Annotated in this window: 22 protein-coding genes; 21 read left to right on the top strand and 1 reads right to left on the bottom strand. The window is 35.3% G+C overall.

The features are described 5' to 3' along the window. Positions 1-143: 143 nt before the first annotated feature. Positions 144-1322: an IS256 family transposase gene (locus tag ACFFLE_RS07900; RefSeq protein ID WP_380570595.1), complete on the bottom strand. Its 1179-nt coding sequence runs from the start codon at positions 1320-1322 to the stop codon at positions 144-146. Positions 1323-1508: 186 nt separating this feature from the next. Between ACFFLE_RS07900 and ACFFLE_RS07895 the strand changes: the two genes are divergently transcribed. The 21 genes from ACFFLE_RS07895 to ACFFLE_RS07795 all read left to right on the top strand — a co-directional run bounded on the left by ACFFLE_RS07895 (position 1509) and on the right by ACFFLE_RS07795 (position 23095). After that, positions 1509-2195: a YveK family protein gene (locus ACFFLE_RS07895; protein ID WP_380570594.1), complete on the top strand. Its 687-nt coding sequence runs from the start codon at positions 1509-1511 to the stop codon at positions 2193-2195. Between the two features lie 2 nt (positions 2196-2197). Beyond that, a complete protein-coding gene (locus ACFFLE_RS07890; protein WP_380570593.1) occupies positions 2198-2905 on the top strand; it encodes a CpsD/CapB family tyrosine-protein kinase in 708 nt (235 codons plus the stop codon). A 2-nt stretch (positions 2906-2907) separates the two neighbouring features. Continuing rightward, positions 2908-3702 (top strand): tyrosine-protein phosphatase, encoded by a 795-nt coding sequence (locus tag ACFFLE_RS07885; RefSeq protein ID WP_380570592.1) that lies wholly within the window; start codon positions 2908-2910, stop codon positions 3700-3702. A 23-nt stretch (positions 3703-3725) separates the two neighbouring features. Continuing rightward, positions 3726-5528 (top strand): polysaccharide biosynthesis protein, encoded by a 1803-nt coding sequence (locus ACFFLE_RS07880; RefSeq protein ID WP_380570591.1) that lies wholly within the window; start codon positions 3726-3728, stop codon positions 5526-5528. 163 nt (positions 5529-5691) lie between these two features. Further along, entirely contained in the window at positions 5692-6780 is a 1089-nt protein-coding gene (locus ACFFLE_RS07875) for a glycosyltransferase family 4 protein (protein ID WP_380570590.1), read from the top strand. A gap of 9 nt (positions 6781-6789) precedes the next feature. Continuing rightward, positions 6790-7689: an ATP-grasp fold amidoligase family protein gene (locus tag ACFFLE_RS07870; protein ID WP_380570589.1), complete on the top strand. Its 900-nt coding sequence runs from the start codon at positions 6790-6792 to the stop codon at positions 7687-7689. A 48-nt stretch (positions 7690-7737) separates the two neighbouring features. Then, entirely contained in the window at positions 7738-8853 is a 1116-nt protein-coding gene (locus ACFFLE_RS07865) for a glycosyltransferase family 1 protein (protein WP_380570588.1), read from the top strand. Positions 8854-8902: 49 nt separating this feature from the next. Next, positions 8903-9835, top strand: a complete 933-nt coding sequence (locus ACFFLE_RS07860; protein ID WP_380570587.1) for an ATP-grasp fold amidoligase family protein — start codon at positions 8903-8905, stop codon at positions 9833-9835. Beyond that, entirely contained in the window at positions 9832-10743 is a 912-nt protein-coding gene (locus tag ACFFLE_RS07855) for a glycosyltransferase family 2 protein (RefSeq protein ID WP_380570586.1), read from the top strand. The genes ACFFLE_RS07860 and ACFFLE_RS07855 overlap by 4 nt, the downstream gene beginning before the upstream one ends. A gap of 52 nt (positions 10744-10795) precedes the next feature. Further along, complete coding sequence (locus tag ACFFLE_RS07850) at positions 10796-12004, top strand: O-antigen ligase family protein (RefSeq protein WP_380570585.1); 1209 nt, start codon at positions 10796-10798, stop codon at positions 12002-12004. 53 nt (positions 12005-12057) lie between these two features. Continuing rightward, entirely contained in the window at positions 12058-13170 is a 1113-nt protein-coding gene (locus ACFFLE_RS07845) for a glycosyltransferase family 4 protein (protein WP_380570584.1), read from the top strand. A gap of 91 nt (positions 13171-13261) precedes the next feature. Continuing rightward, a complete protein-coding gene (locus ACFFLE_RS07840; RefSeq protein ID WP_380570583.1) occupies positions 13262-14566 on the top strand; it encodes a lipopolysaccharide biosynthesis protein in 1305 nt (434 codons plus the stop codon). A gap of 67 nt (positions 14567-14633) precedes the next feature. After that, positions 14634-15524, top strand: a complete 891-nt coding sequence (locus tag ACFFLE_RS07835) for an IS30 family transposase (protein ID WP_446692557.1) — start codon at positions 14634-14636, stop codon at positions 15522-15524. A 93-nt stretch (positions 15525-15617) separates the two neighbouring features. Further along, positions 15618-16730 (top strand): hypothetical protein, encoded by a 1113-nt coding sequence (locus ACFFLE_RS07830; RefSeq protein WP_380570582.1) that lies wholly within the window; start codon positions 15618-15620, stop codon positions 16728-16730. A 160-nt stretch (positions 16731-16890) separates the two neighbouring features. After that, a complete protein-coding gene (locus ACFFLE_RS07825; protein WP_380570581.1) occupies positions 16891-17523 on the top strand; it encodes a nucleoside/nucleotide kinase family protein in 633 nt (210 codons plus the stop codon). A gap of 46 nt (positions 17524-17569) precedes the next feature. Then, positions 17570-18139: a hypothetical protein gene (locus ACFFLE_RS07820; protein ID WP_380570580.1), complete on the top strand. Its 570-nt coding sequence runs from the start codon at positions 17570-17572 to the stop codon at positions 18137-18139. A 114-nt stretch (positions 18140-18253) separates the two neighbouring features. Beyond that, on the top strand, positions 18254-19612 hold the full coding sequence (locus ACFFLE_RS07815; RefSeq protein WP_380570579.1) for a UDP-glucose dehydrogenase family protein: 1359 nt from the start codon (positions 18254-18256) through the stop codon (positions 19610-19612). After that, positions 19602-20633: an SDR family NAD(P)-dependent oxidoreductase gene (locus ACFFLE_RS07810; RefSeq protein WP_380570578.1), complete on the top strand. Its 1032-nt coding sequence runs from the start codon at positions 19602-19604 to the stop codon at positions 20631-20633. The genes ACFFLE_RS07815 and ACFFLE_RS07810 overlap by 11 nt, the downstream gene beginning before the upstream one ends. Positions 20634-20645: 12 nt before the next feature. Further along, positions 20646-21530 carry a UTP--glucose-1-phosphate uridylyltransferase GalU gene (gene galU, locus ACFFLE_RS07805; RefSeq protein WP_380570577.1) on the top strand — a complete coding sequence of 295 codons (885 nt, stop codon included), beginning with the start codon at positions 20646-20648 and terminating at the stop codon, positions 21528-21530. Positions 21531-21543: 13 nt separating this feature from the next. Beyond that, the gene (locus ACFFLE_RS07800) at positions 21544-22491 is read left to right on the top strand and encodes a Rossmann-fold NAD(P)-binding domain-containing protein (RefSeq protein WP_380570576.1); all 948 of its coding nucleotides are present in this window, start codon (positions 21544-21546) and stop codon (positions 22489-22491) included. After that, positions 22424-23095, top strand: a complete 672-nt coding sequence (locus tag ACFFLE_RS07795) for a sugar transferase (protein ID WP_380570575.1) — start codon at positions 22424-22426, stop codon at positions 23093-23095. Before ACFFLE_RS07800 ends, ACFFLE_RS07795 begins: the two co-directional genes overlap by 68 nt. Positions 23096-23521: the final 426 nt, after the last annotated feature.

Below are 23521 nucleotides of genomic sequence, written 5' to 3'. Positions count from 1 at the left end.
AAAATATTTTACCATCGAACATTTTATAAGTTTTTAAATAAATACATAACAATTATACTATAACAAAAATCCACTTATTAAACCATTACGGGACCGTCAATAATTATGTGTAAATGAAGGCATGCCTTTTCTTGTAGTGTGCATTACCCGCTGAACATTTCAGCTAATTCTGCACGGGCCTGGTCAAAACCAATATGGCACCGTGTCGCGAACTGTTGGTTATATGCTTCAAATTGAGTGACCAGGAAACGGTCAAGGGCGTCCTCGTTCGGGAACTGCTCTTTGCGCTTACTGTACCGTTTGATCTGCTTATTGAATGACTCAATCAGATTTGTGGAGTAGATGCTTCTCCTGATTGCTTCAGGGAAATCATAAAAAGTGAACAGATCCGGATTGGCTTTCAACGATTGCGTGACTTTGGCGTAAGATTTCTTCCACTTCTCGATAAACGCGTCCAAAGCCTGCTCAGCTTCGGCCTTATCCGTGGCGCGATACAGGGACTTCAGGTCCTCACAGATTGCCTTCCGGTCCGACACACGGACCTTGTGGGAAATGTTGCGTGCAACGTGAATGAAACATGTCTGGTATTTCGCTTTTGGAAACACCGAATGAATACTGTCTTTGATACCTGGAAGCCCGTCAGAAATGAAGCGCAGGACTTCCGTCACGCCCCGTGCATGGATATCTCCAATCAATTCTTTCCATACATACGCAGATTCCGTCGGCGCGACAGTATAGGCCAGCACTTCCTTGGAGCCATCCTCCCGGATGCCCACAGCGATATAGACAGCCTCTTTGGTCACTGTCTCCCGTTTGACGGGCAGGAATGTCGCATCCAGGTACACGCACACATACCGCTCGGATAACGAACGCTGGCGAAATGCCGCCACTTCTTCTGTGACCGCCCGGGTCATATTTGAAATGGTCTGGGGCGTATAGTGATGCCCATACATCCGTTCAATCAGATGGGAGATTTCAGACATCGTCACCCCTTTTTGAAACATAGGGATGACAAAAGATTCCAATGTGTCATTGGACCGCTTGTAAGGCGCAACGGTCTGCTGCTTGAAGTCCCCATTCCGGTCCCGGGGAATGTCAATCTGAAGGTCGCCATATTCGGTATGTAACGTGCGGGAATAGACGCCGTTTCTGGAGTTCCCGGAATTGAAGCCCACACGGTCATACTTTTCGTAGTCCAGGAATGCAGTCAATTCGGTTTTCAGTAATGTGTTCACCGCCGTTTCCAGGTGGCTGCGGAAGATTTCTGTGACATCGTCTTTTTTTACTAGAGCTTGAATAATATCTGATGTAAAATGATCCATAGGGGTCGTCCTCTTTTCTTGGATTTGGTGTGGTAACTTAATCTTACAAGAAAAGGACGCCCTTTTTCTATTTATTCATTTACACAAACTATTTTACGCTCTCTCATGTAAAAATCCCCACTAATATGATATGGTAATAAACTGTAAACATATATATCATTTCTACATATAAATATGGAGGCCAACATGGAAGAAACATTGAATTTGGAAGACATTCTTGAAGTGATCAAGAAGAACCTGGCGCTGATCATCGCCCTTGTACTGCTCTTTGGTGCAGCCGCTGCATTCGCCACCGCATTTCTCATGACCCCGCAATATGAAGCCAACACACAGATCCTCGTCAGCCAATCTCAGGAATCAGAAGCCGTCAACAATCAGGATATACAGGCCAGCCTTCAGCTGATCAATACATATAGGGACATCATCAAGAGTCCGACAGTGCTTGATGATGTCGTAAGCAACCTTGATCTGGAACAGGATACAGCGGCACTCGCCAACCAGATTACGGTAAACAACCAGGACCAGTCGCAGGTCGTGACCGTCACGGTCACCAATGAAAACTCGCAGGATGCGGAAACCATCGCGAACGAAATCGGCACAGTCTTCCAAGAGCGTGTGCAGGAAGTGATGAACGTCGACAACGTCTCCATCCTCGCACCGGCAGATGTCGGTGATGAGCCATCACCTGTATCGCCGCAGCCGCTCATCAACATCGCCATCGGGATGATCCTCGGTGGACTTCTTGGGCTCGGTATCGCATTCCTCAGGGCATTTCTTGACAAGCGGATTACGACAGATGAAGAAATACAGAAGCAACTGGAACTGCCGGTACTCGGTACGATCGCTAAATTCGATAGTCAGAAAGGAAACTAGACATGTTTGGTAAAAACAAATCCCGCAACTATGTATCCGGGCCAACACAACTTATCGTGGAGAAGCAGCCGAAATCCCCGGTCAGTGAACAGTTCCGTACTGTCCGGACGAACATTATGTACTCGAACATCGATACTGAAATCAAGACGGTCCTCGTCACCTCGGCAACCCCGGCCGCCGGCAAGTCCACAACCGCAGCAAACCTTGCGGTCGCCTATGCACAGTCCGGCAAGCGTACCGTACTGATTGATGCAGACCTGCGCCGCCCAACGATGCACTATACATTCGAGATGACGAACCAGCGCGGCATGTCCACCGCAATCGTCAATGATGTACCGGTGGAGAACATCGTCAGGGAAACCGAAATTGAAAACCTCGACCTCATCACTTCCGGGCCGATTCCTCCAAATCCATCAGAATTGCTCTCTTCAAAGAAGATGGTCCATCTGCTGAAGACATTCTCCATGCATTACGACATGGTCATCATCGACTCGCCACCGCTGCTTGCGGTGACCGATGCCCAAGTACTGAGCAAGATTACAGATGGCACAGTGCTTGTCACCAACGTTGCAGCAAACAACCGGGACAGACTGCTGGAAGCAAAGGATCTGTTGAAGAAGGCCGATGCGAATATTCTCGGCGTCGTCATGAACAATAAGAAGATGAACACGAAGAAGGACGACTATTATTACTACTACGGGAGCGAATAATTATGATAGATATCCATAACCATGTACTCATCGGCGTGGATGATGGTCCACAGACAGAAGAGGAGGCAGTGTTGCTCCTCAAACAGGCAATCGACAATGGCATAACGGATATCATTGCGACCCCGCACCATTACAGCGGGGATTTCGTTAACCCTGGAAGTAAGATTTTAGAAAAAATGGACGAACTCAACCAGATCATTCTACAACATCAATTGGACATCAACGTACATCCCGGTCAGGAAACGAGAATCAATGGGAACTTCGGCGAAGAGTTGAAGTCCGAGACAAGCATCCCACTCAACCAATCGCAGTATGTGCTGGTTGAGTTTTCTTTTAATGAAATACCGAGTTACGTGTGTCCGATGTTCTACGACATGCAGATGAGTGGGTATACTCCGCTTATTGCGCATCCGGAACGGTGCAAGCCGATCATCAAGGACCCGGATAAGCTGTACGAATATGTGGAGAAGGGTGCAGTGGCGCAGGTCACTGCAGGATCCGTAGCTGGAGAGCTTGGAGAGAACCTTAAAGAGACGAGCCTCAAGATGATTGAAGCCCACCTCGTCCATATCATTGCGAGTGATGCCCACCATGCCGAACTACGACCTTTCATGTTGAAGGAAGCATACGATGTGGTGGAACAGGAACTTGGATCCATTTATGTGGAAGACTTGAAGCAGAATGCAGAAGCCGTGCTTCTTGGAAAAGAAGTGAAGGTGAAGCGGCCATCTAAGATAGAGACCCATTATAAAAGCAGTAAGAAAAGAAGAAAGAAGAAATTCTTAGGACTATTTTAATTGAGAAAGAAGCGTGTTGATTTATGGGAGCAAAAGAACGGTACATACTCCTCCTTATCATTGACTCACTGATTGTGACATTTTCAGTATTTATAGGTTATTACATACTGGCACCTTTCTTCCTTCAGTATACGATGCCGGTTCTTATTACTACTTCAATCATCCTCTTGATCAGTCATCATGTATTTGCCTATGTATTCAACTTGTATCATAGAGCCTGGGAGTATGCGAGCGTCAGGGAATTGATGTCCATAGCCCAAGCGGTTACCGCATCGATTATTACCACATACATATTGAACATCTTGTTGTTCCAGACCACATTTACAAGGTTGATGATCATTACTTGGATGATGCACCTCATTCTTATAGGAGGCTCACGCCTTTCGTGGCGCGTTGCACGTCATCACTTAGTTGGAAAACAATCATCAGACCAGGAAAAACTCCGCACTTTAGTAGTAGGAGCTGGAAAGGGTGGTTCAATACTGATTAAGCAGATGTTGGATACCCCTGCGATGAACATGCTGCCAGTGGTAGCAGTAGATGATGATTCTACTAAGCAAAGAATGGAACTTGCTGGGGGAGTAAAAGTCGAAGGCAAGCGCGATGACATTGAAAAGCTTATAAAAAAATATGATATTCGAAAAGTTGTAATCGCCATTCCGTCATTAAGCAAATCAGAGCTCAATATCATTCACGACATTGCCAACAGTGAAAGTGTCGAGGTGCTGACAATGCCTAATATTGATGATGTAATGGCAGGTCGAATTGAAGTGAATGAGCTGAAAAAAGTTGAAGTAGAAGATTTACTCGGACGGGAACCAGTAGAATTAGACTTCAAAGGGATTGAAGAACAAGTTAGAAATCGGGTAGTACTAGTTACCGGTGCAGGGGGGAGTATCGGTTCTGAGATTGTCAGACAGATTACGAAATTTCTCCCCAAGAAGATAGTTTTAATAGGGCATGGAGAGAATAGCATCTATAATATTCTAGAAGAAATGTTGTCCCTAAATAATGGTATTGAATATATTCCTATAATTGCCGATGTGCAAGATCGGAAAAGGATGTTTGAGCTATTTAAAGAGTATACACCAGATATCGTATATCATGCTGCAGCACATAAACATGTCCCCTTAATGGAAGCTAATCCCAAAGAAGCAATCAAGAATAATATTATAGGAACCAAGAATGCTGCTGAAGCAGCATGTCATTATAAGTGTAAAAAATTTGTAATGATTTCTACTGATAAAGCGGTTAATCCGCCGAACGTGATGGGAGCTACAAAAAGAATTGCTGAAATGATAGTACAAGCATTAAATAAGGAAACAATGGACACTACCTTAGTCGCGGTTCGATTTGGTAATGTTTTAGGAAGTCGGGGGTCAGTTATTCCTAAATTCAAGAAACAGATTGAATCAGGTGGACCAGTTACAGTCACAGATGAACGTATGACTAGATATTTTATGACAATTCCCGAAGCGTCAAGGTTGGTTATTCAAGCAGGTGCAATAGCTGAAGGTGGTGAAGTTTTCGTTCTCGATATGGGAGATCCAGTAAAAATAGTAGATTTAGCTAGAAATATGATTAAACTGAGTGGTTATAAAGAAGATGAAATTGGAATAAAATTTAGTGGAATCAGACCTGGCGAGAAATTATATGAAGAGCTCTTAGATGAGCATGAGATCCAGACAGAACAGGTATATACGAAAATTCACAGAGGCAAAACAACCGCATATTCTATTTCAGTAATTGAAGAAACCATAGCAAGATTTGAAAACGAAGTTAGCATAAAAGAATTATTACTAAAATTTGCAAATAAAAAATTATAAATTCTACATTACTTGGGCTTCTATGTAAAAAACTTCTTGCATTTCATCTTCCGTAAAGAATCCTTTTTAACGCTATACTAAACTTTTATAAAAACAGCTTTCTAATCTATAGAAACCCTACACTGTCAATTCTCACAGATTACTAAAACTCACGGAGGGGCAAATGAAAAAAATAGTGATTCTTTCCAATCATCATGCTTATACGTATAATTTCCGAAGAGAAATTATACAAAAATTAATCGACAAAAACTTTCAAGTATATGTTGTGCAACCTTATGGAGAAAAAGTAGAACTACTTAGAAATATGGGGTGTCATTGTATAAATCTTCCTCTAGATCGTAGAGGGACTAATCCCATTAAAGATTTGAAGTTGCTTATTGAATATTTCAAAATCATAAAAAATATTGGGCCAGATGTTGTAATTACATATACTGTAAAACCAAATATATATGGAGGCCTTGCCTGTAGAATGCTAAATACGCCTCATCTTCCCAATATTACAGGTTTAGGAAGCGCTGTGGAGAAAAAAAGTTTTATGCAAAAAATAATGTTACTCTTACATAGAGTTTCATTAAAGAAAAGTAATTGTATAATGTTCCAAAATAAAGAAAATAAAAATTTATTTGAAAAGAAAAATATAGGGAGCAGAAGACGTAGGCTTATTCCGGGATCGGGAGTTAATACAGATTATTTTTCATACATTGAGTATCCTGAAGAAAAGAAAATTGAATTTGTATTTATTTCACGAATTATGAGAGAAAAAGGAATCGATGAGTATTTAGAGGTCGCTGAAGAGATAACTGCTAAATATCCAATGACAAAGTTTCATGTCTGTGGATTTTGTGAAGAGAATTATGAGAATAAACTTACAGAATTGGAAAAAAGAGGGATCATCACTTATCATGGGATGGTAAGTGATGTAAGAGCAATACTAACTACTACCCATTGTACAATTCACCCTACTTATTATCCAGAGGGTATGTCAAATGTACTACTTGAAAGTGCAGCAAGTGGACGTCCAATCATTACAACAGATAGAAGTGGGTGCCGAGAAATTGTTGAAGATGGGGTTAATGGGTATATAGTTAAGACAAATAACAGTAAAGATTTAGCAGAGAAAATAGAAAGGTTCTTAGAACATAGTCATAATCAAAAGAAGCAGATGGGCCTTATGGCACGTGAAAAAGTCAAGAAAGAGTTTGACAGGGACATCGTTATCGAGGCTTATTATGAAGAAATCATGAATATATGAGGTGTAATAATGAATTATAAAAGTCTGATCCCCAATCAAGAACTTAGGTTAAGTTTACTGAAAGTTACAGAATTCATCCCTGATAAGCAGATGATAAAGTTGCAATATAAAATTGCTACTGGAAGGAAGCTAGATCTGATTAATCCACGAAGATTCACTGAGAAATTACAATGGTATAAACTCTATTATAGAGATTCGAGAATGACTAAAAGTGCTGATAAATATCAGGTTAGAGAATACATAGTGTCAAAAGGATATAAAGAAATCCTTGTTCCACTTTATGGTGTTTACGAAAAAGTTGAAGAAATAGATTTTGATACTTTTCCTAATAGCTTTGTTCTTAAAACCACAAACGGTAGCCAAACGAACATAATTTGTGAAGATAAATCAAAGCTCGACCTGGATAGTGTAAAGAAAACTCTCAACAGTTGGTTATTCAAAAGAACTAGTAAGGCTGGAAGAGAGTGGCCTTACTATAATATTATGCCACGCATTATTTGCGAAGAATATCTTCCTAAAGATGATAATGGGAATATGGTTGACTATAAATTTGTTTGTTTTGAGGGGAAAGTGGCCTATGTTTTTGTCAATACAGACAGATCTTTTGATGGGGGATTAAGATTCGGAATTTATAATGAAAAATTTGAGAAACTGCCTTACGGTCGTAAAGGACTAAAAAAAACAACCGATAGTATCATCAAGCCAATTAATTATGAAAAAATGATTGAAATTGCAGAAGCTCTGTCAAAAGACTTCCCACATGTGAGGATTGATTTATACAATATAGAAGGAAAAATATATTTCGGGGAGATGACTTTTTTTCATGGGAGTGGCTATGTTGAATTTGAGCCGGATGAGTTTGATTACATTTTAGGTGAGAAATTTAAGGTACCGCTATTAAAGTCTTAAATGAAAAGTGTAAAGAATTTTATGAATCAATATTAGAGGAGTTTTAAGATGCAACCATTTAGAATTTTGCATGTTTTTGGAGGGTTAGATTCTGGAGGCGCCGAAAGTAGGATAATGGATATATACCGAGAAATTGATAGAACTAAAATTCAATTTGATTTTCTAGTTCATACTAACAAGAAGGGTTTTTTTGAAGATGAGATAAATGATATGGGTGGTAGAATTTATAGAGTGCCAAGGTTTGATATCACAACAATATATTCTTATTTCAAAGCAATAAATAATTTTTTCAAAAAGCATTCGAGCTATAAGGTCGTTCATGGACATATACTCAGTACGGCATTTATATATCAGAGATATGCAAAAAAGTATGATATACCAGTTAGAATTGCTCATTCAAGATGTGGCAGTAGAACAGAGTTTAACTTCAAAAATGCTACAAAGGAGTTATTCAAAAGGTTCTCTCGTTTTTATGTGACCCATAAATTTGCAGTCTCAAAAATAGCAGGAGATAGTGCATTTGGAAGTAATAAGGTGCGTAGTGGCGCGGTTGAAATCTTACCAAATGCTATCAAAACTGAAAAGTATAAATATGATCAAGAAATAAGAGAAAATAAGCGTCAAGAATTGAAGGCCAATGGAAATTTTCTTATAGGACACATTGGACGATTTACGAAGCAAAAGAATCATGATTTAGTTATAGATGTTTTTCATGAGTTAAATAAACAGGAACCTAATACAATGCTGGTTTTGGTAGGGGACGGCGAATTAAAAAGTGATATTTTAACTAAAGTTAATAGTTTAGGCTTAAGTAAACAAGTTATATTCACAGGGGTGCGAGACGACGTCCACGAACTTCTTCAAGCTATAGACTTACTTTTGTTCCCATCTTTTTATGAGGGTCTTCCTGGCGTAGTCTTAGAAGCACAAGCAGCAGGTTTACCTTGTATTGTTTCAAATAAAATAACTAAGGAAGTGAAAATAACAGACTTAGTTACCTATGTATCCCTTGAAAAGAACGCTATATTTTGGTCAGAGAAGATAAGAGAGACCTTAAGAAGTTATAAAAGGGAAAGTAAACATAGTGAAATTATTGAGGCGGGGTATGATATAAAGTCAGTAGCTAAATGGTATCAAAATTTTTATTTAAGTTATAGAGATTAAAACAAAGATAGCAAGATTATGATGAAATAAAGTAATGTGAGGGGTTCAAGTGAAAGTACTAAAAAGCATTATTAAAAAGAGTGATTTTGTAATTTATGTGTACTTCAGAATGAAAATGCTTATAAATAGATTTCATTTTCGATTCAATAAACGTAGGCCATTAGTAAAAAAGTTTATCAAGAATGTAGGATATATTCCAAACTTGAAAAATCCCAAATCTTTTAATGAAAAAATTGTATGGTTAAAATTACATTGGAGAGATGAGAATGCTACTCAGTGCGCTGACAAATATGCAGTTAGAGATTACGTAGAAAAAAAAGGAGAAGGAGCTATTTTAAATACAATTTATGGTGTATATGATAAAACTTCAGAGATTGATTTTAATCAACTGCCTGAAAAATTTGTTCTTAAAGCTTCTCATGGCTCAGGGATGAATATAATATGTACCAATAAAGATGATTTCAATTGGAAGAGCGCTAAAAAAAAATTAGATAGATGGATGAAAGTTAACTATTACTTTTTAAACGGTGAGTGGGTTTATAGAAATGCGAAACCTAGAATTGTCTGTGAAAAGTTTATAGAAACAGAAGATAATAAACCCCCTAAAGATTTTAAAATTTTTTGTTTTAATGGAATACCGCGTTTCTTATTTGTTGCGACGGATAGGGGCGAAGAAACAAAGTTTAATTTCTACACTTGTGAATGGGATGAAATACCAGTAAAGCAACATTACCCTATTAGTGATGAGATTATAGAGAAACCAGAAAATTTGGAAGAAATGTTAAGGATAGCAAGGAGCTTGGCTGTAGGATTTCCTCAAGTAAGAATTGATTTCTACTCAGAAAGAGGTCAAGTTATTTTTGGAGAAATGACATTCTTCCACTTTAGTGGTACACAACCTTTCGAACCGGTCAAGTACGACTATATATTTGGAGAATATCTTGAATTGCCCGATAATAATTACGAGAGGTCGATATTATGAAGTTAGTTTCTATTGTGATTCCGACATACGGCGGGGGAGATTATCTAATAAGAGCAGTTGATAGTGTATTGAACCAAGATTACGAAAATATCGAAGTTGTAGTAGTAGATGATAATGGACAATGCACAGACAATCAAATTAAGACACAAAACTATATGCAAATATTTAAAGAAAATAATAGAGTGAAATATATAAAACACACAGAGAATTTCAATGGAGCTGTCGCCCGGAATTCAGGTGTGAAACATTCAAAAGGCGAGTATATCGGTTTCTTAGATGATGATGACACTTATTTAAAAAATAATATAACAAAGCAAACAGAAGTCTTAGAGAGATTAGATCACTCATGGGGAATGTCATATTGTTCACACAAAGTTTTCTTGAATGGCAAGCATATTGAAACAGTTAGAAAAAAGAAAAGTGGTTCTTTATTATACGATATACTTCTACATAAAGTTACAATAGGTAGTTCTTCATTATTAATTAGAAGAGAAGCGTATGAAAGAGTAAATGGATTTGATGAATCATTTAAAAGGCATCAAGACTGGGAGTTTACTGCTAGGGTAGCCTCCGAATATAAAATTCATGTCGTAGAAAATATAGGTTTTATCAGAAATCTTATGTTTAGAAATAGCCCTGAAAATCTACAAAGAGCGAAAGATTATAGGAACCATTATTTAATAAAAATGAAACCCCTTATTACTAAATATAGTCCAAAAAAACAACGAGAGATTGTAATTACAAATAAACTACAATTGATATTTAAATATCTTCGAAAAGGCCAACTAAAAACCTTTATTGAAGAATATAGAAATGCAAATGCGGGAGTATTTGGTATATGGATATTAGTTAAATCTACTTTTTCATATATTTTTTCCAAGTTTAAAAATAAGTTGATAATAAACTAATTCAATAGTTCTATAAGATGAAATTATTGAAGTGTAATAGGATGAAACAGTTATGAAAAATATAAGCCATGGTAAACAAAAAAAAGACAGTGTACCAAATAATATAAAACTTAACAGTTTTTTGCTAGCTTTAGTTTTAACTATTCCATACTTAAATTTAATATTTTCAAGTTTTGCTTCAATACAATCACCTGGTCTGTTATTTGGTGTATTAACTATATTAATTTATGCAATTTCCTTGATTAGAAGCAGGAAATATGAAGTGCCAATAATGTTAGTGCTGTGTAGTATGGTTATATTTATTTTCTTTTTAGTGTCCTATATTTCAGCCAGTTACGATGGGGTAGTTAAAGCTACAGTACTAAGTTTTTTGTACTATGGATTTTTTTCAATATTAGTTTCATTAAAGTCTCTATCTATTAAACATACTTTAATATATATTATTATTTTATCTATTATTGGCATCATTGATCTTAATACGCTCATTAACAGTGCTAGAACTACGAGTGGTACTATATCAATGAGTTATTCTTATGCCTTTCTACCAAGTATATGTGCGACTATTATTTTCCTTATTTATTATTTGAAAGAATCTAACCTTATTATCCTTATAGGATGTGCATTTAATATATATCTGCTTTGGCTCGTGGTTACTGATGGATCTAGAGGTGCTTTACTTGCGATTGCGTTTCTAATTGTATTACTAATAACAAATCGTTATAAAAAAGGTCATCACAAAGTAAACAAATGGATAATTTATATATTGTTAATTGGGATACTATATTTAATAGTTGATTTCAATAATTTCATTCGCTCCCTCTATCACTTTACACATAATTATGGATTTTCATTAAATATCATCGATAAAACTTATTCAAAAAGTTTAGAAGGTGATGCCTTGAATAATAGAGAATATATTTATGGCCTTGCAGTGGAGGGGATAAAACAATCACCAATTATAGGCCATGGGATTGGAAGTTTTGAGATAAAATATGGGGGTTACCCACATAACTTGTTACTACAACTGCTGTACGAAGGCGGGATTATTTTGACAACGGTGGTCTTGGGTCCAATCTTATATGGTTTTATATGGCTATATAAAAAGAAAACTAATAATTTTAATATAAGTATGTTAATTATCTTATTGAGTTCTATTGGTATTCCTAGGTTATTATTTTCTGCAAACGTGTGGTCACGAGAATCTTTTTGGTTATTATTTGGTCTTGTTATAGCACATGTTATAGCAAAACGAAGGAATTGATTGAAGGAATTAGTTATAAGCGGTTAAGACAAAGAAGCCAAAGGGTGAAATGTATGCATATAAATATTATATATCGAAAATTTTTAAGTGACGATGGAGAAGAAATTACAATTGGGGGTATTCAGACATACATTAGTATGTTATCAAAATTATGTTTAGAACAAGATAGAGCTGTTCGTGTATACCAATATGCTAAAAAGGATTTCAAAAAAATAATAAATGGCATTGAAGTTATCGGAGTTAATGTAAATGGAATAAAAAAAGAAAGTAATAAGAAAAAGAAACTTTTTAATAGTTGTATTGAATATTTTGATCAAAAGAATGACATATTAATTTTTGCTTGTGAATCCATGGTGGTCGCTAATAATATTCAAAGATCTATTGCTATCCAACACGGTATTCATTGGGATGTTAAAAGTCATGAAAATTATTCTTCCACACTTAATAGAATCTATTTATTTAAAAAAGCTATTAAAGCAAATAGACTCATAAAAAGAATCCAAAAAGTAAGTAAAATAGTTTGTGTAGATCATAACTTTATTAATTGGTACAGGTCACAGGTTGCCTATGAAGATGTAGATTTTCATGTAATTCCTAACTGTACAGATATCCCTGTTTGTAAAGTTAAAGAAGAAAAAGTATTAAAAATAATTTTTGCCCGTAGACTTGTTGAAAGGCGTGGAACTAGTCTCATAGCAAAGACGATTCCTCATCTTCTCAATAATTACGATAATATTAAGGTAACAATTGCTGGAGAAGGTCCTGAATTGGACTTTTTAAAAAATAGCTTTAAAAATCAACCTCGTGTAGAATTTATGAAATACAATCAGAGTCAAAGTCTGGAAATACATCAAGACCATGATATAGCTTTAGTACCTACTATTGGTTCAGAAGGCACTTCTCTATCCTTACTAGAAGCAATGGCATCGAATTGTGCAGTTATAGCCACAAATGTTGGCGGAATGACAAATATTATTTTAGATAATTATAATGGACTTTTGATAAAACCCAATGAAACAGATCTCTATGAATCTATAGTAAAATTAGTGGAGGATAAAAAATTACGAAATAGATTATCTACTAATGCATATAGTACAGTTTCACATGCTTTTAATAAAACACTATGGGAAGAGAAATGGCATAAGATATTCCAGGGCTTTGTATAAAGAAAGTCTAAAACTGAAATGCTATATATGAAAGAATTAATAATTATTTATGGATATACTCTATCTCGATTTAAATTATAGGTGAAGTAAAGTGGACATCTTTAAAAAGGTATTTAAAAGTAATTTTGCAAAAAATATCATGATAATAGCTAGTGGGACTGCTTCTGCACAACTATTAACGGCAGCTCTATCACCAGTGATTACAAGAATTTATTCGCCAGAAGACTATGGTGTATTAACAGTATATATTGCAATATTAAGCTTGTTTTCAATAGGAGCATTAATGTATGAAAAAGCAATTCCTATATCAGAAAACGAACATATTGCTACAAATGTATTAGCCTTATCGATTTTAGCATTAATCAGTTATTCTACTCTAGCGATGTTTGTTATATTTTTTTTGCGGATGACATCCTTATTTGGTGAGTTTTTATATAATTATGGTTTTTTAATTCCAGTTGGAATTTTTATGGTTGGTTTGTTTAGCATTTTTAAACAATGGGCTTTTAGGTATAAAAATTTTAAATTAATTTCTGCAACTACGATTACTCAAAGCGTGTGGGGGAATACTTTTAAAATTGTCTTTGGTTTACTAAACTTGGGCCCTTTAGGATTACTATTAGGAAGTATTATTAACCAAAGCTCTGGTGTTCTCAGATTGTCAAAACAATTAGTGCCTAGAAGAAAGATCCTCTTTAATAATATAGAAATTAAAGAAATAATAAAAGCCATGAAAAGATATAAAGGTTTTCCTATGTATAATGTTCCTGTCTATTTTATACGTATGTTAAGCGATAGATTACCGATTATCTTTATAACATTATTTTTTGGATTAACAGTTTCCGGTTTGTATGGTTTAGCTTTTACTATTGTCAAGATGCCTTTAAACTTACTAGGTAATTCAGTCGGGAATGTTTTTTACGCTGAAGCAGCCAGTATAGCTAAAACCAATCCTAAAAGACTTAGAAATTTATCAAATAAGTTAATAGGCAAATTGCTTGTTTTAGGTCTTATTCCCTTTCTTATTTTAGTGATTTTCGGACCATTTCTTTTTGGCCTGATTTTTGGGAGGGCGTGGGAAGAAGCAGGTGTGTATGCCAGGATAATTGCTATAATGCTTTTATTTAGTTTAGTTTTTTCACCAATAAGTAGAGTTTATGAAATTTATGAAAAGCAAAGGCTTAGCCTAGTTTTGAATGTTATCCAAATTATTCTCATATTAATAGTATTTACTATTTCATTAATATTCAACTTCAATTCTTATTTAGCAATATTTCTATATGCAATTGTTAAATCTGTAATGTCATTTGTTATTTATATAATTGCGCAAAAATTAATTAACAAAGAAATAGAAACTAAAAATATCGCCGATTGTAAAATTAAGCTAGACACCTAAAAAGGGTCACGCGTGATACACTCAAAATGAGTTTTCCGACCAAAGAAAATCATAGGAGTGATCACGCATGACCGAAACCAATATTACCACGGACGAGCTAGTAATCATAGAAGTCTATTTCCATCAAGAGCCCCCGACTTCACAGATTGCGAAACGGATTGGGCGTGCCCGGCAGACGGCTCATAATGTCATCGCATATCTCAAGGGCGGGCACACTGCGCTGGAGTATTATCGGCGCTATAAGGAAAACAAAAGCCGGTGTGGTAGAAAACGGATTGTCCTACCGACCAATCAGCAGAAACATGTTGAAAAGCAGGTGGCGCAAGGCTGGACACCGGATGTGATTGTCGGTCGGCAGGAAATATCGATTGACTGTTCCGACCGCACACTGTATCGCATGTTCCAACGGGACACCTTTGAGGCGGGCAAATTACCGATGCAGGGTAAGCGAAAACCGAATGGCCACCAGGAACGCCGGGGCCGTCAGGCGTTCAGACCCAATATTTCCGAAAGAACAACTGGCTACCCGGGGTTTAATAAAGAATTCGGCCATCTGAAGGGCGACACCATTATCGGTGTGCGACATAAAAGCGCCGTCATCACGCTGGTCGAACGGCTATCGAAAGTCATCATCACATGGAAGCCTGAAGGGCGGACGGCCAAGGATATCGAAACCGCCATCAACACGTGGTGTCATCAGGTGCCCAGAAACCTATTCAAGTCGATCACCTTCGACTGTGGTAAGGAATTTTCCAACTGGCGGTCAATGAGCAACCGGAATGATCTATCCATCTACTTTGCCAACCCGGGGACACCGTCCCAACGGGTATTGAATGAACATTCCAACGGTCTGCTCAGGAGGGGTGGACTGCCTAAAGATATGGATTTTAATACGGTCGATCAGGCGTACGCCGTTGGAAGTGTTTTTGAGTTGCATGGGGGATGGAGAACTGTCTAGCTTATTTTGACAAGCGATATGTATATAATTGCTTAGGACGTTGAGAAATAATTATTTTATCTATATAGGTTAAAAATCTATTAGGAAAAGTCGGTGAACATTATTATAAAATATATTTATGCAAAAAGAAAAAGAATTAATGTTTTAAAGAAAAATCTTTTTTCATTCCAAAAATATTTAGTTGCAGGTAAATATACATTAACAGTTGAAGGGAAAAATATTTGTTATTTAGACTCTATAGATGCAAGGGGATTCTTAGGGTTAAATAATTCACATTTATCCGATGGATTAGAAGGAAAATACCAGGTAAAATATATCCTAAAAAAAATTATAAACTTTATTTTTATACCGAATAAGATTAAAGTGAGCAAACTTGAAAGTTGTAATGAACATTTTTGTGGGTCCTTGATTATGTTAACTAGACAAGGTGATAAAAAGATATTCAATTTTAAAGATAAAATTATTTTAAATATTATTAGTGAAAAAGAAAAGTACGAACGGATTAAAGTCGCGCATAACTCTTTCAGTAATTATATAAATTCAACTATATTTGATTTTGATGATAGTACTAAAACATACAAAGAAAAATTAATAGATTTTGAAAGTTTTAATAGTGTAAGTGAAGTAGAAAAAAATTATATCATTAAAGAGTTTTTTACTAATTACAATAATTATTTTATATCACTAGATAAAAGTAATCTTAAGAAAATTAAAGTTGAAAATTTATTGACATCGTTTTATGAAGAAAATAATAATATACTACTATATGATAAATTGGTTAGTCACTTTAAAAAAAGTAATATGTTCGATATTACATTTCCACAAACATTACTATTAGGGGACATGTGCTTTTTTAATATACTTAAAACTTCTGATAAAACCTATTATATAGATTTTGAATATTCTGATGAATATATATTTTTTTATGACTTTATGAATATATTGTTTGTAGAGTTTAATAGAAAAAACCCTATCTATTTAATGAAATATTTAAATGGTGAGTATGATAAAAATTTGGAGAAGACTTTTCAGATATTTGATTTAGATTTCTGTATAGACAAAAGGGAGCAATATTTTATTATGTTCTTGTTGGAAAGAATAGCATTAGACAAAAAAATGAATGGTGGTCAACAGCTTAATGAAAAATATTACATGAAAATATTCAAAGTTTTAAGTTACTTAGAGAGTAAGGAAAATATTTATTAATCTTAATAATAAATAGATATTAACAATATTAGATAAAATCAAGGAATTTTTTTATTTTAGTACTGATTTGAGTTAGTATTTATAGCTTATAAGTAAAATAGCAGGATAACTTTGGAAGTGGATATAATAGGAATCTATCAGAAAAGCGAGGATTATTTTAATGGGTTTATTAAATATTGCTAGAAATATTATTAATAATCAAAATATTTGTATTATGGGAATAGATGGGGCGGGAAAAACTAGCACTATAATGGCAATAAGTAATATTTTGGGTCCAACTACAACTGTACAATATATGGGTAATAAAAATTGGGAAACTAAATTAGGCAAAGAAATGAAATACTTTCATTCAAAATATAAAATACCAACAGTAATCATTAAAGCAGTAGAATTCTACTACAGAGTTTTAAAGCATTATACTAGTGCAAATATAGTTATATATGATCGATATGTGTGGGAGAATGTATTAAATATAGAGAGTAAGTATAGTAAGAACATAAAATTCAATCTAAAAAAACTTCTTTATAAGCTAATATTTATAAAATTATTCCCTAAGCCCAAATATTGTTTTTATTTGACTTGTGATTTAAAAACATCAATTGAAAGAAAAGATGATATAGATTCTAAAGAAACAATAAAAGAATTAGAAAGGTTAAAACGTATAAATGACGAAGGGTTTAAAAACAATAAACATATCAAAATTATTGACACAGATATTTTAAGTAGTGAAGAAACAGTTTATTATATTTTAAAGAATCTACCTGAGAAATTTCTAGAAAATAGCGTTAATTAACAAGTTAAGTCGGATATAAACATTATTAAAATAAGGATGGAACCTAATGGTAAAATATCTAAATGATTTTGAAGAATACTTAAATAGAAATTCTTTAACAAAAAAAGATGTATGCATAGTAGGTAGTGCTGCCTTAGCTGTAAAAGGAGGAAGAGATAATAAGGATATTGATTTTATTATAAGGCCCTCAAAACTTAAAAAATTTAAAAAATTTAATAAGATACCACTAAATTATTCAGGTCATCACGAGGTAGAGAATAATATAGACATTTATAAAAATAGATATGTAATAGTTAATATAGATGATTCTATGATTTTTAAACGAAAATTATATAAACATTATAACGGATATAATTTTGTAAAGGCAGAGATAGAAATTGCATATAAAAATGTGAGAATGAGATCTAAAGATATTGAAGATATGAAAGAAATTAATTCAATAAGTAATTCATGGAGAAGTTTAGACTGGAATTACGTTGATGAAGTTTCAAAAAGGTATTATAGCTTAACTAATTACAGGAAAATGAGGTATAAAATTGATGAGCTTGTAAGAAATCCTAGTATAATTAAATTTAAAATTAAGAAAATTCTTAATTTAGAAAACCCAAAATTGTGATATGAATGGATGTATACATTCATATAATAGTACAAATTATTAACTTAAAAAAGTTTAATTAAGCACTACAAAAAAGAAATGTCTGTTTTGAATAATAATGAAGGAGAGGAATTTATGAAATTAGCTGTAGCGGGCACAGGGTATGTTGGTTTAGTAGCAGGAGTTACATTCGCGGAAAAGGGTCACAATGTTACGTGTGTAGACATTGATGAAGATAAGGTAGAGTTGATGAGGTCCGGAGTGTCTCCTATATATGAAGATGGTCTTGAAGCATTAATGAGGAAAAATTACAAGGCGAAGAAAGTAGAATATACAACTGACTATAAATCTGCTTATAAGGATGCTGATGCTATTTTTATAGGTGTAGGTACTCCGGAGCAACCAGATGGATCAGCCAATCTTTCATACATAGCAACTGTAGCTCGACAAATTGCGGAGTCTATTGAGAAGGATTGTTTAGTAGTAGTCAAATCAACTGTTCCTGTAGGGACCAATGACAAGGTGGAACAATTTATTCAAGATTTCTTAATCAATGATGTGAGAGTAGAAGTGGCTTCAAATCCTGAGTTTTTGGCACAAGGGTCAGCGGTTCACGATACCTTACAAGCGGAAAGGTTTATTATTGGTACTGAAAGTGAGTGGGCTGAAAATATTCTTAAAGAAATCTATGAGCCATTTAATATACCCATCGTCTCGGTTAATAGGAGAACGGCTGAAATGATTAAATACGCCTCTAATGATTTCTTAGCATTGAAAATATCTTATATGAATGACATTGCGAACCTCTGCGAACTTGTCGGGGCTGATATACAGGATGTTGCTAAAGGAATGAGTTATGATAAGAGGATTGGAAGCAAGTTCTTAAATGCTGGTATAGGCTATGGGGGGTCATGCTTCCCGAAGGATACCCAAGCCCTCAATCACTTGGCCCAACATAATGGTTACGAGTTGAAAACTATTCAATCAGCAATTGATGTTAACGAAAAGCAGAAAACTTTACTTTATAGAAAAGCGAATGACCGCTTGATTACGTTTAATGGTTTAAAAGTTGCTGTGTTAGGATTAACGTTTAAGCCAGGAACAGATGACTTACGCGAAGCACCTTCTCTAGAAAATGTACCATTACTACTTGATCAAGGAGCTGACGTAGTAGCTTACGATCCCGTAGGAGCAGAAAACTTTTCCAAGCACTATCCTGAAGGCAAGTTGAGTAATGGATCTATTCGATATGTATCAAGTGTTGAAGAGGCTTTAGAAGATGCAAACGTATGTTTCGTTTTCACGGAATGGCCCGAAATAAAGGAAACTTCTGCAGAGTTGTATAAAGGTCTTATGAGAACACCTCTGGTTTTTGATGGACGCAATATTTATAGTATAGATGTTATGGAAACAGCTGGTGTCGAATATCACTCTGTTGGCCGCCGTATTTCTAATCAAGTTACGAAACAGAAGGTGATGTCTAATGGATTATAACCAATTAAGTGATATTAAAGTTCTCGTAACAGGTAGTGCTGGCTTCATAGGCTTCTATCTATCGAAAAGGCTGTTGGAAGATGGTCATAAGGTAATAGGCATCGATAACCTCAATGATTATTACGATATTAATTTGAAAAAAGACCGTTTGAAAACTTTAGAACAATATAGCGATTTCGAGTTTGTTAAATGTGATATATCAGATAAAGATGAACTAATGAAAGTGTTTAAAAAAGCAAGTCCTGAATTTGTTATTAATTTAGCAGCACAAGCTGGAGTAAGGTATTCTTTAAAAAATCCTGATGCGTACATCCAAAGTAATATTGTTGGCTTTCATAATATAGTTGAAGCGTGCAAGGAGGTTAATGTGAAGCATCTTATTTATGCTTCTTCTAGTTCAGTATATGGTGCTAATAAGAAAGTTCCATTTGAAGAAACTGATTTTGTTGACCATCCAGTATCATTATATGCAGCGACTAAAAAATCCAATGAGCTTATCGCTAATACTTATAGTCACCTCTATGATATCCCATCAAGCGGTCTGCGTTTCTTTACTGTTTACGGTCCTATGGGACGACCTGATATGGCATACTTTGGTTTTACAAATAAGCTCTTCAACAAAGAACCAATAAAAATCTTTAATAATGGAGACTTTGATAACGATCTCTATAGAGACTTCACCTATATAGACGATATTATCGAAGGTATAGTAAGACTCATACCAAAACCACCTACAGGAAATGTTAAGCATGAAGTCTATAATATTGGAAACAATAAACCAGTAAAACTAATGAAGTTCATTAATTCTTTAGAAGAAGCATTATCAAATAAACTTGGTGAAGAAATAAGATTTGAAAAACATTTTGAACCTATACAACCGGGTGATGTACCGGCCACCTATGCTTCTACGGATAAGCTTTATAAGGCAGTCGGTTTTAAACCAACAACATCTATAGAGAATGGCTTACAGAAATTCATCGATTGGTATGTTGATTATTATAAAAATAACAATGGAATCTAGAGGAGGATATGCATGTCAAAGATAAGAAAAGCAATAATTCCTGCTGCAGGATTAGGGACGAGGTTTTTGCCAGCCACTAAAGCAATGCCAAAAGAAATGCTGCCAATACTTGATAAACCGACAATTCAATATATTGTTGAAGAGGCTGTAGCAGCGGGAATTGAAGATATCATTATAGTAACTGGAAAGCACAAGAGAGCAATAGAAGATCATTTTGATAATCAAGTGGAATTGGAACTGAATTTGCAGGAGAAAAATAAAACTGCTCTTCTTGAAAAAGTTGAGCATGCGACGGATTTGGCCAACATATTCTATGTCAGACAGAAGAACCCTAAAGGTTTAGGACATGCGATACATACTGCCAAACAATTTATTGGAGATGAACCATTCGCCGTATTGCTTGGTGATGATATAGTGGAAAGTGAAACGCCTGGAATCAAACAACTTATGGAAGTATATGATGAGAATGAAGGACCAGTAATTGGGGTGAAGACAGTACCTGAAAGTGATGTATCCAGGTATGGCATAGTCGAATATTCGTCACATAATGATAGTGTCTATGAGTTGAATAACCTCTACGAAAAGCCAGACCCTAGTACCACTGACTCCCGCCTGGCAATAATGGGGAGGTATGTATTAACTCCAGATATATTTGATGAACTTGAGAAAGGACATATAGGAGCTGGAGGAGAAATACAGCTGACTGATGCACTTCAAGCATTAAATGATAAAAGGGCAGTATACGCATTTGATTTTGATGGCCAAAGGTATGATGTAGGAGATAAGACGGGCTATGTTACAACAACTATAGAATACGCACTCAAGTCTGAAATGAAAGAAGATTTATTGGAGTATATGAAACAAGCTGTAGAAAGGCATTCAACAAATATTAAATAAGTGGGAGATTTTAATGGAGTTCATTCTAATTAGCACCACTTCTAAACATGATAGTGATATATTAAGGCTTCCTTCCAGAAATGTTTTGGATCAGACGAGTGAAAATTTTCTTATCAGTTCTAAAAAAAAACTTATGGAGTTCATAAGTCAATCAAGCGAACATAGTGTTTTTTTGGCAGATTGTGAGAAGAAGCAAGGTTTATCTATATACGATGAATTGGTTCAAGAGAATTTAAAAGTGCTTGACTATAAACCTAATGATCTGACCATGGAGGCCGCTGATCTGACTATATTGAATTACGTAGATCAGGAGATAAGTGGGAAATCGGTGGGTGTCTACGGCACTGGGAATATTGCATTTAAATTGGCTTTAAGGCTGTCGGAAAGAAATGCTAACATCTATCTTTATGGGAGAAACGAGAAGAAGATTAAAGTATGTGTAGATGCTTTAAAGCAGATTTCTTTTGACGAAACCCTTATCCATTATGGCACTCCCAATTCTAAATTAGATGTACTCGTTTCACTTGTGAGTTCTGATGAAGTGATTACAGAAGATTTTATTCAAACTCTGAATCCCAAATCACTGTGCTTGGATGGTGGAATAGGAAACTTCTCCAAATCATTTATTGAATCAGCGCTTAAGCAGGGGCACGATGTTCGCAGGTTAGATGTACGACAGTCCCAAGAGATAATGGATGGTTATATCAACTCCCGCATCAATTCACAATTTGATTCCATTATAGGACGTGCAGAAATAGAAAGTGTATCAGTGGTGGCTGGAGGTATTATGGGAAGAGAAGGAGAATTGATTGTAGATTCTATCTCTTCACCTTCAAAAGTAATAGGTGTAGCTAATGGTATTGGAGGTGTAAAAGGTGAATCACATCTTAACGATGAAGAAAAGAGGAAAATCAAAAAAATCCAGTCGTATATTGAACAAGATTGCCAAAAGAACACTTGATATAGGAGTAAGTACAGCAGGCCTAATAGCAATAAGTCCAATTATCGTCTATACCTCTTATAGAATTAAAAAAGAAGATGGTGGCCCCATATTCTTTAAACAAAAAAGAAGTGGGTTGAACAATCAGACCTTTGAAATGTACAAGTTTCGTTCAATGAGAGTGGATAATAAAGTAATAGGCACGCATTCAAAGAATAGCAGCGATCCTTACGAAAATTGGAACGGAAGAGTACCAGATGATTTCGTGTTTAAAAGTGCTTCTGGACACAACCCTAATATCACTAAAAGTGGAGCATTCATAAGAAAATATTCAATCGATGAATTACCTCAATTTTTCAATGTTTTGAAGGGTGAAATGAGTATTGTAGGCCCGCGTCCTGAAATTATCAAAATCACTTCCCATTATGATGCTGAACAAAGAAAGCGCCTAGAAGCAAAGCCTGGGATTACAGGATGGGCTCAAGTTAATGGCCGAAGTGATATGAATCATGGGAAAAAGATTGAATATGATTTATGGTATATTGAAAATGAAAGCTTTTTCCTAGACCTTAAAATATTATGGCTGACTTTTGTGCAAGTGCTTAAAGGTAAAGGGTCAGTTTAATACATAGTTTATAGAGAATGCCCTTTTGAAAGAGAGCATTCTTTTTTATTTATTTGCTATTTTAAGATTCTTAGTAGAATATCTAGAAGTTTTAAAAGATATTTTGCCATACACAGCAGTAGCACAAAAGTTGACTGCGATACATAATTTCCCAAATATTTGACTGGTTAATATTACCCTCGATAATTTCATTTTCCAATGCGACAGATCATCAGTGTCGTGCATATAGTCATTTTGATACATATGGAGTAATGTTGGAACTTGGTGTGACTGCTAAACTAAACTGGGCTCTTACGCTAAGTTGGGGAGAAACGGGTATGTATCAGTAAAAAGGAATGGTGACCATGTATGATCAGTTCACTGATTTAGACCCTCGCTTGACTGTACTCTCCTATGTGAAAACAGAGGATATTGTATCATATGTCA

It is taken from the genome of Salinicoccus siamensis (genome assembly GCF_042429615.1).
GTDB lineage: Bacteria > Bacillota > Bacilli > Staphylococcales > Salinicoccaceae > Salinicoccus > Salinicoccus siamensis.
Note: the sequence above shows the minus strand (reverse complement) of the source record. Positions and strands in the feature narration are given on the sequence as shown.

Coding starts and splice junctions, on each gene's coding strand:
- ACFFLE_RS07800 (WP_380570576.1), top strand. CDS start 21,544: ATGGAGTTCATTCTAATTAGCACCACTTCTAAACATGATAGTGATATA.
- ACFFLE_RS07850 (WP_380570585.1), top strand. CDS start 10,796: ATGAAAAATATAAGCCATGGTAAACAAAAAAAAGACAGTGTACCAAAT.
- ACFFLE_RS07875 (WP_380570590.1), top strand. CDS start 5,692: ATGAAAAAAATAGTGATTCTTTCCAATCATCATGCTTATACGTATAAT.
- ACFFLE_RS07890 (WP_380570593.1), top strand. CDS start 2,198: ATGTTTGGTAAAAACAAATCCCGCAACTATGTATCCGGGCCAACACAA.
- ACFFLE_RS07820 (WP_380570580.1), top strand. CDS start 17,570: ATGGTAAAATATCTAAATGATTTTGAAGAATACTTAAATAGAAATTCT.
- ACFFLE_RS07865 (WP_380570588.1), top strand. CDS start 7,738: ATGCAACCATTTAGAATTTTGCATGTTTTTGGAGGGTTAGATTCTGGA.
- ACFFLE_RS07825 (WP_380570581.1), top strand. CDS start 16,891: ATGGGTTTATTAAATATTGCTAGAAATATTATTAATAATCAAAATATT.
- ACFFLE_RS07895 (WP_380570594.1), top strand. CDS start 1,509: ATGGAAGAAACATTGAATTTGGAAGACATTCTTGAAGTGATCAAGAAG.
- ACFFLE_RS07900 (WP_380570595.1), bottom strand. CDS start 1,322: ATGGATCATTTTACATCAGATATTATTCAAGCTCTAGTAAAAAAAGAC.
- ACFFLE_RS07855 (WP_380570586.1), top strand. CDS start 9,832: ATGAAGTTAGTTTCTATTGTGATTCCGACATACGGCGGGGGAGATTAT.
- ACFFLE_RS07815 (WP_380570579.1), top strand. CDS start 18,254: ATGAAATTAGCTGTAGCGGGCACAGGGTATGTTGGTTTAGTAGCAGGA.
- ACFFLE_RS07795 (WP_380570575.1), top strand. CDS start 22,424: ATGAAGAAAAGAGGAAAATCAAAAAAATCCAGTCGTATATTGAACAAG.
- ACFFLE_RS07880 (WP_380570591.1), top strand. CDS start 3,726: ATGGGAGCAAAAGAACGGTACATACTCCTCCTTATCATTGACTCACTG.
- ACFFLE_RS07870 (WP_380570589.1), top strand. CDS start 6,790: ATGAATTATAAAAGTCTGATCCCCAATCAAGAACTTAGGTTAAGTTTA.
- ACFFLE_RS07835 (WP_446692557.1), top strand. CDS start 14,634: ATGACCGAAACCAATATTACCACGGACGAGCTAGTAATCATAGAAGTC.
- galU (WP_380570577.1), top strand. CDS start 20,646: ATGTCAAAGATAAGAAAAGCAATAATTCCTGCTGCAGGATTAGGGACG.
- ACFFLE_RS07885 (WP_380570592.1), top strand. CDS start 2,908: ATGATAGATATCCATAACCATGTACTCATCGGCGTGGATGATGGTCCA.
- ACFFLE_RS07845 (WP_380570584.1), top strand. CDS start 12,058: ATGCATATAAATATTATATATCGAAAATTTTTAAGTGACGATGGAGAA.
- ACFFLE_RS07810 (WP_380570578.1), top strand. CDS start 19,602: ATGGATTATAACCAATTAAGTGATATTAAAGTTCTCGTAACAGGTAGT.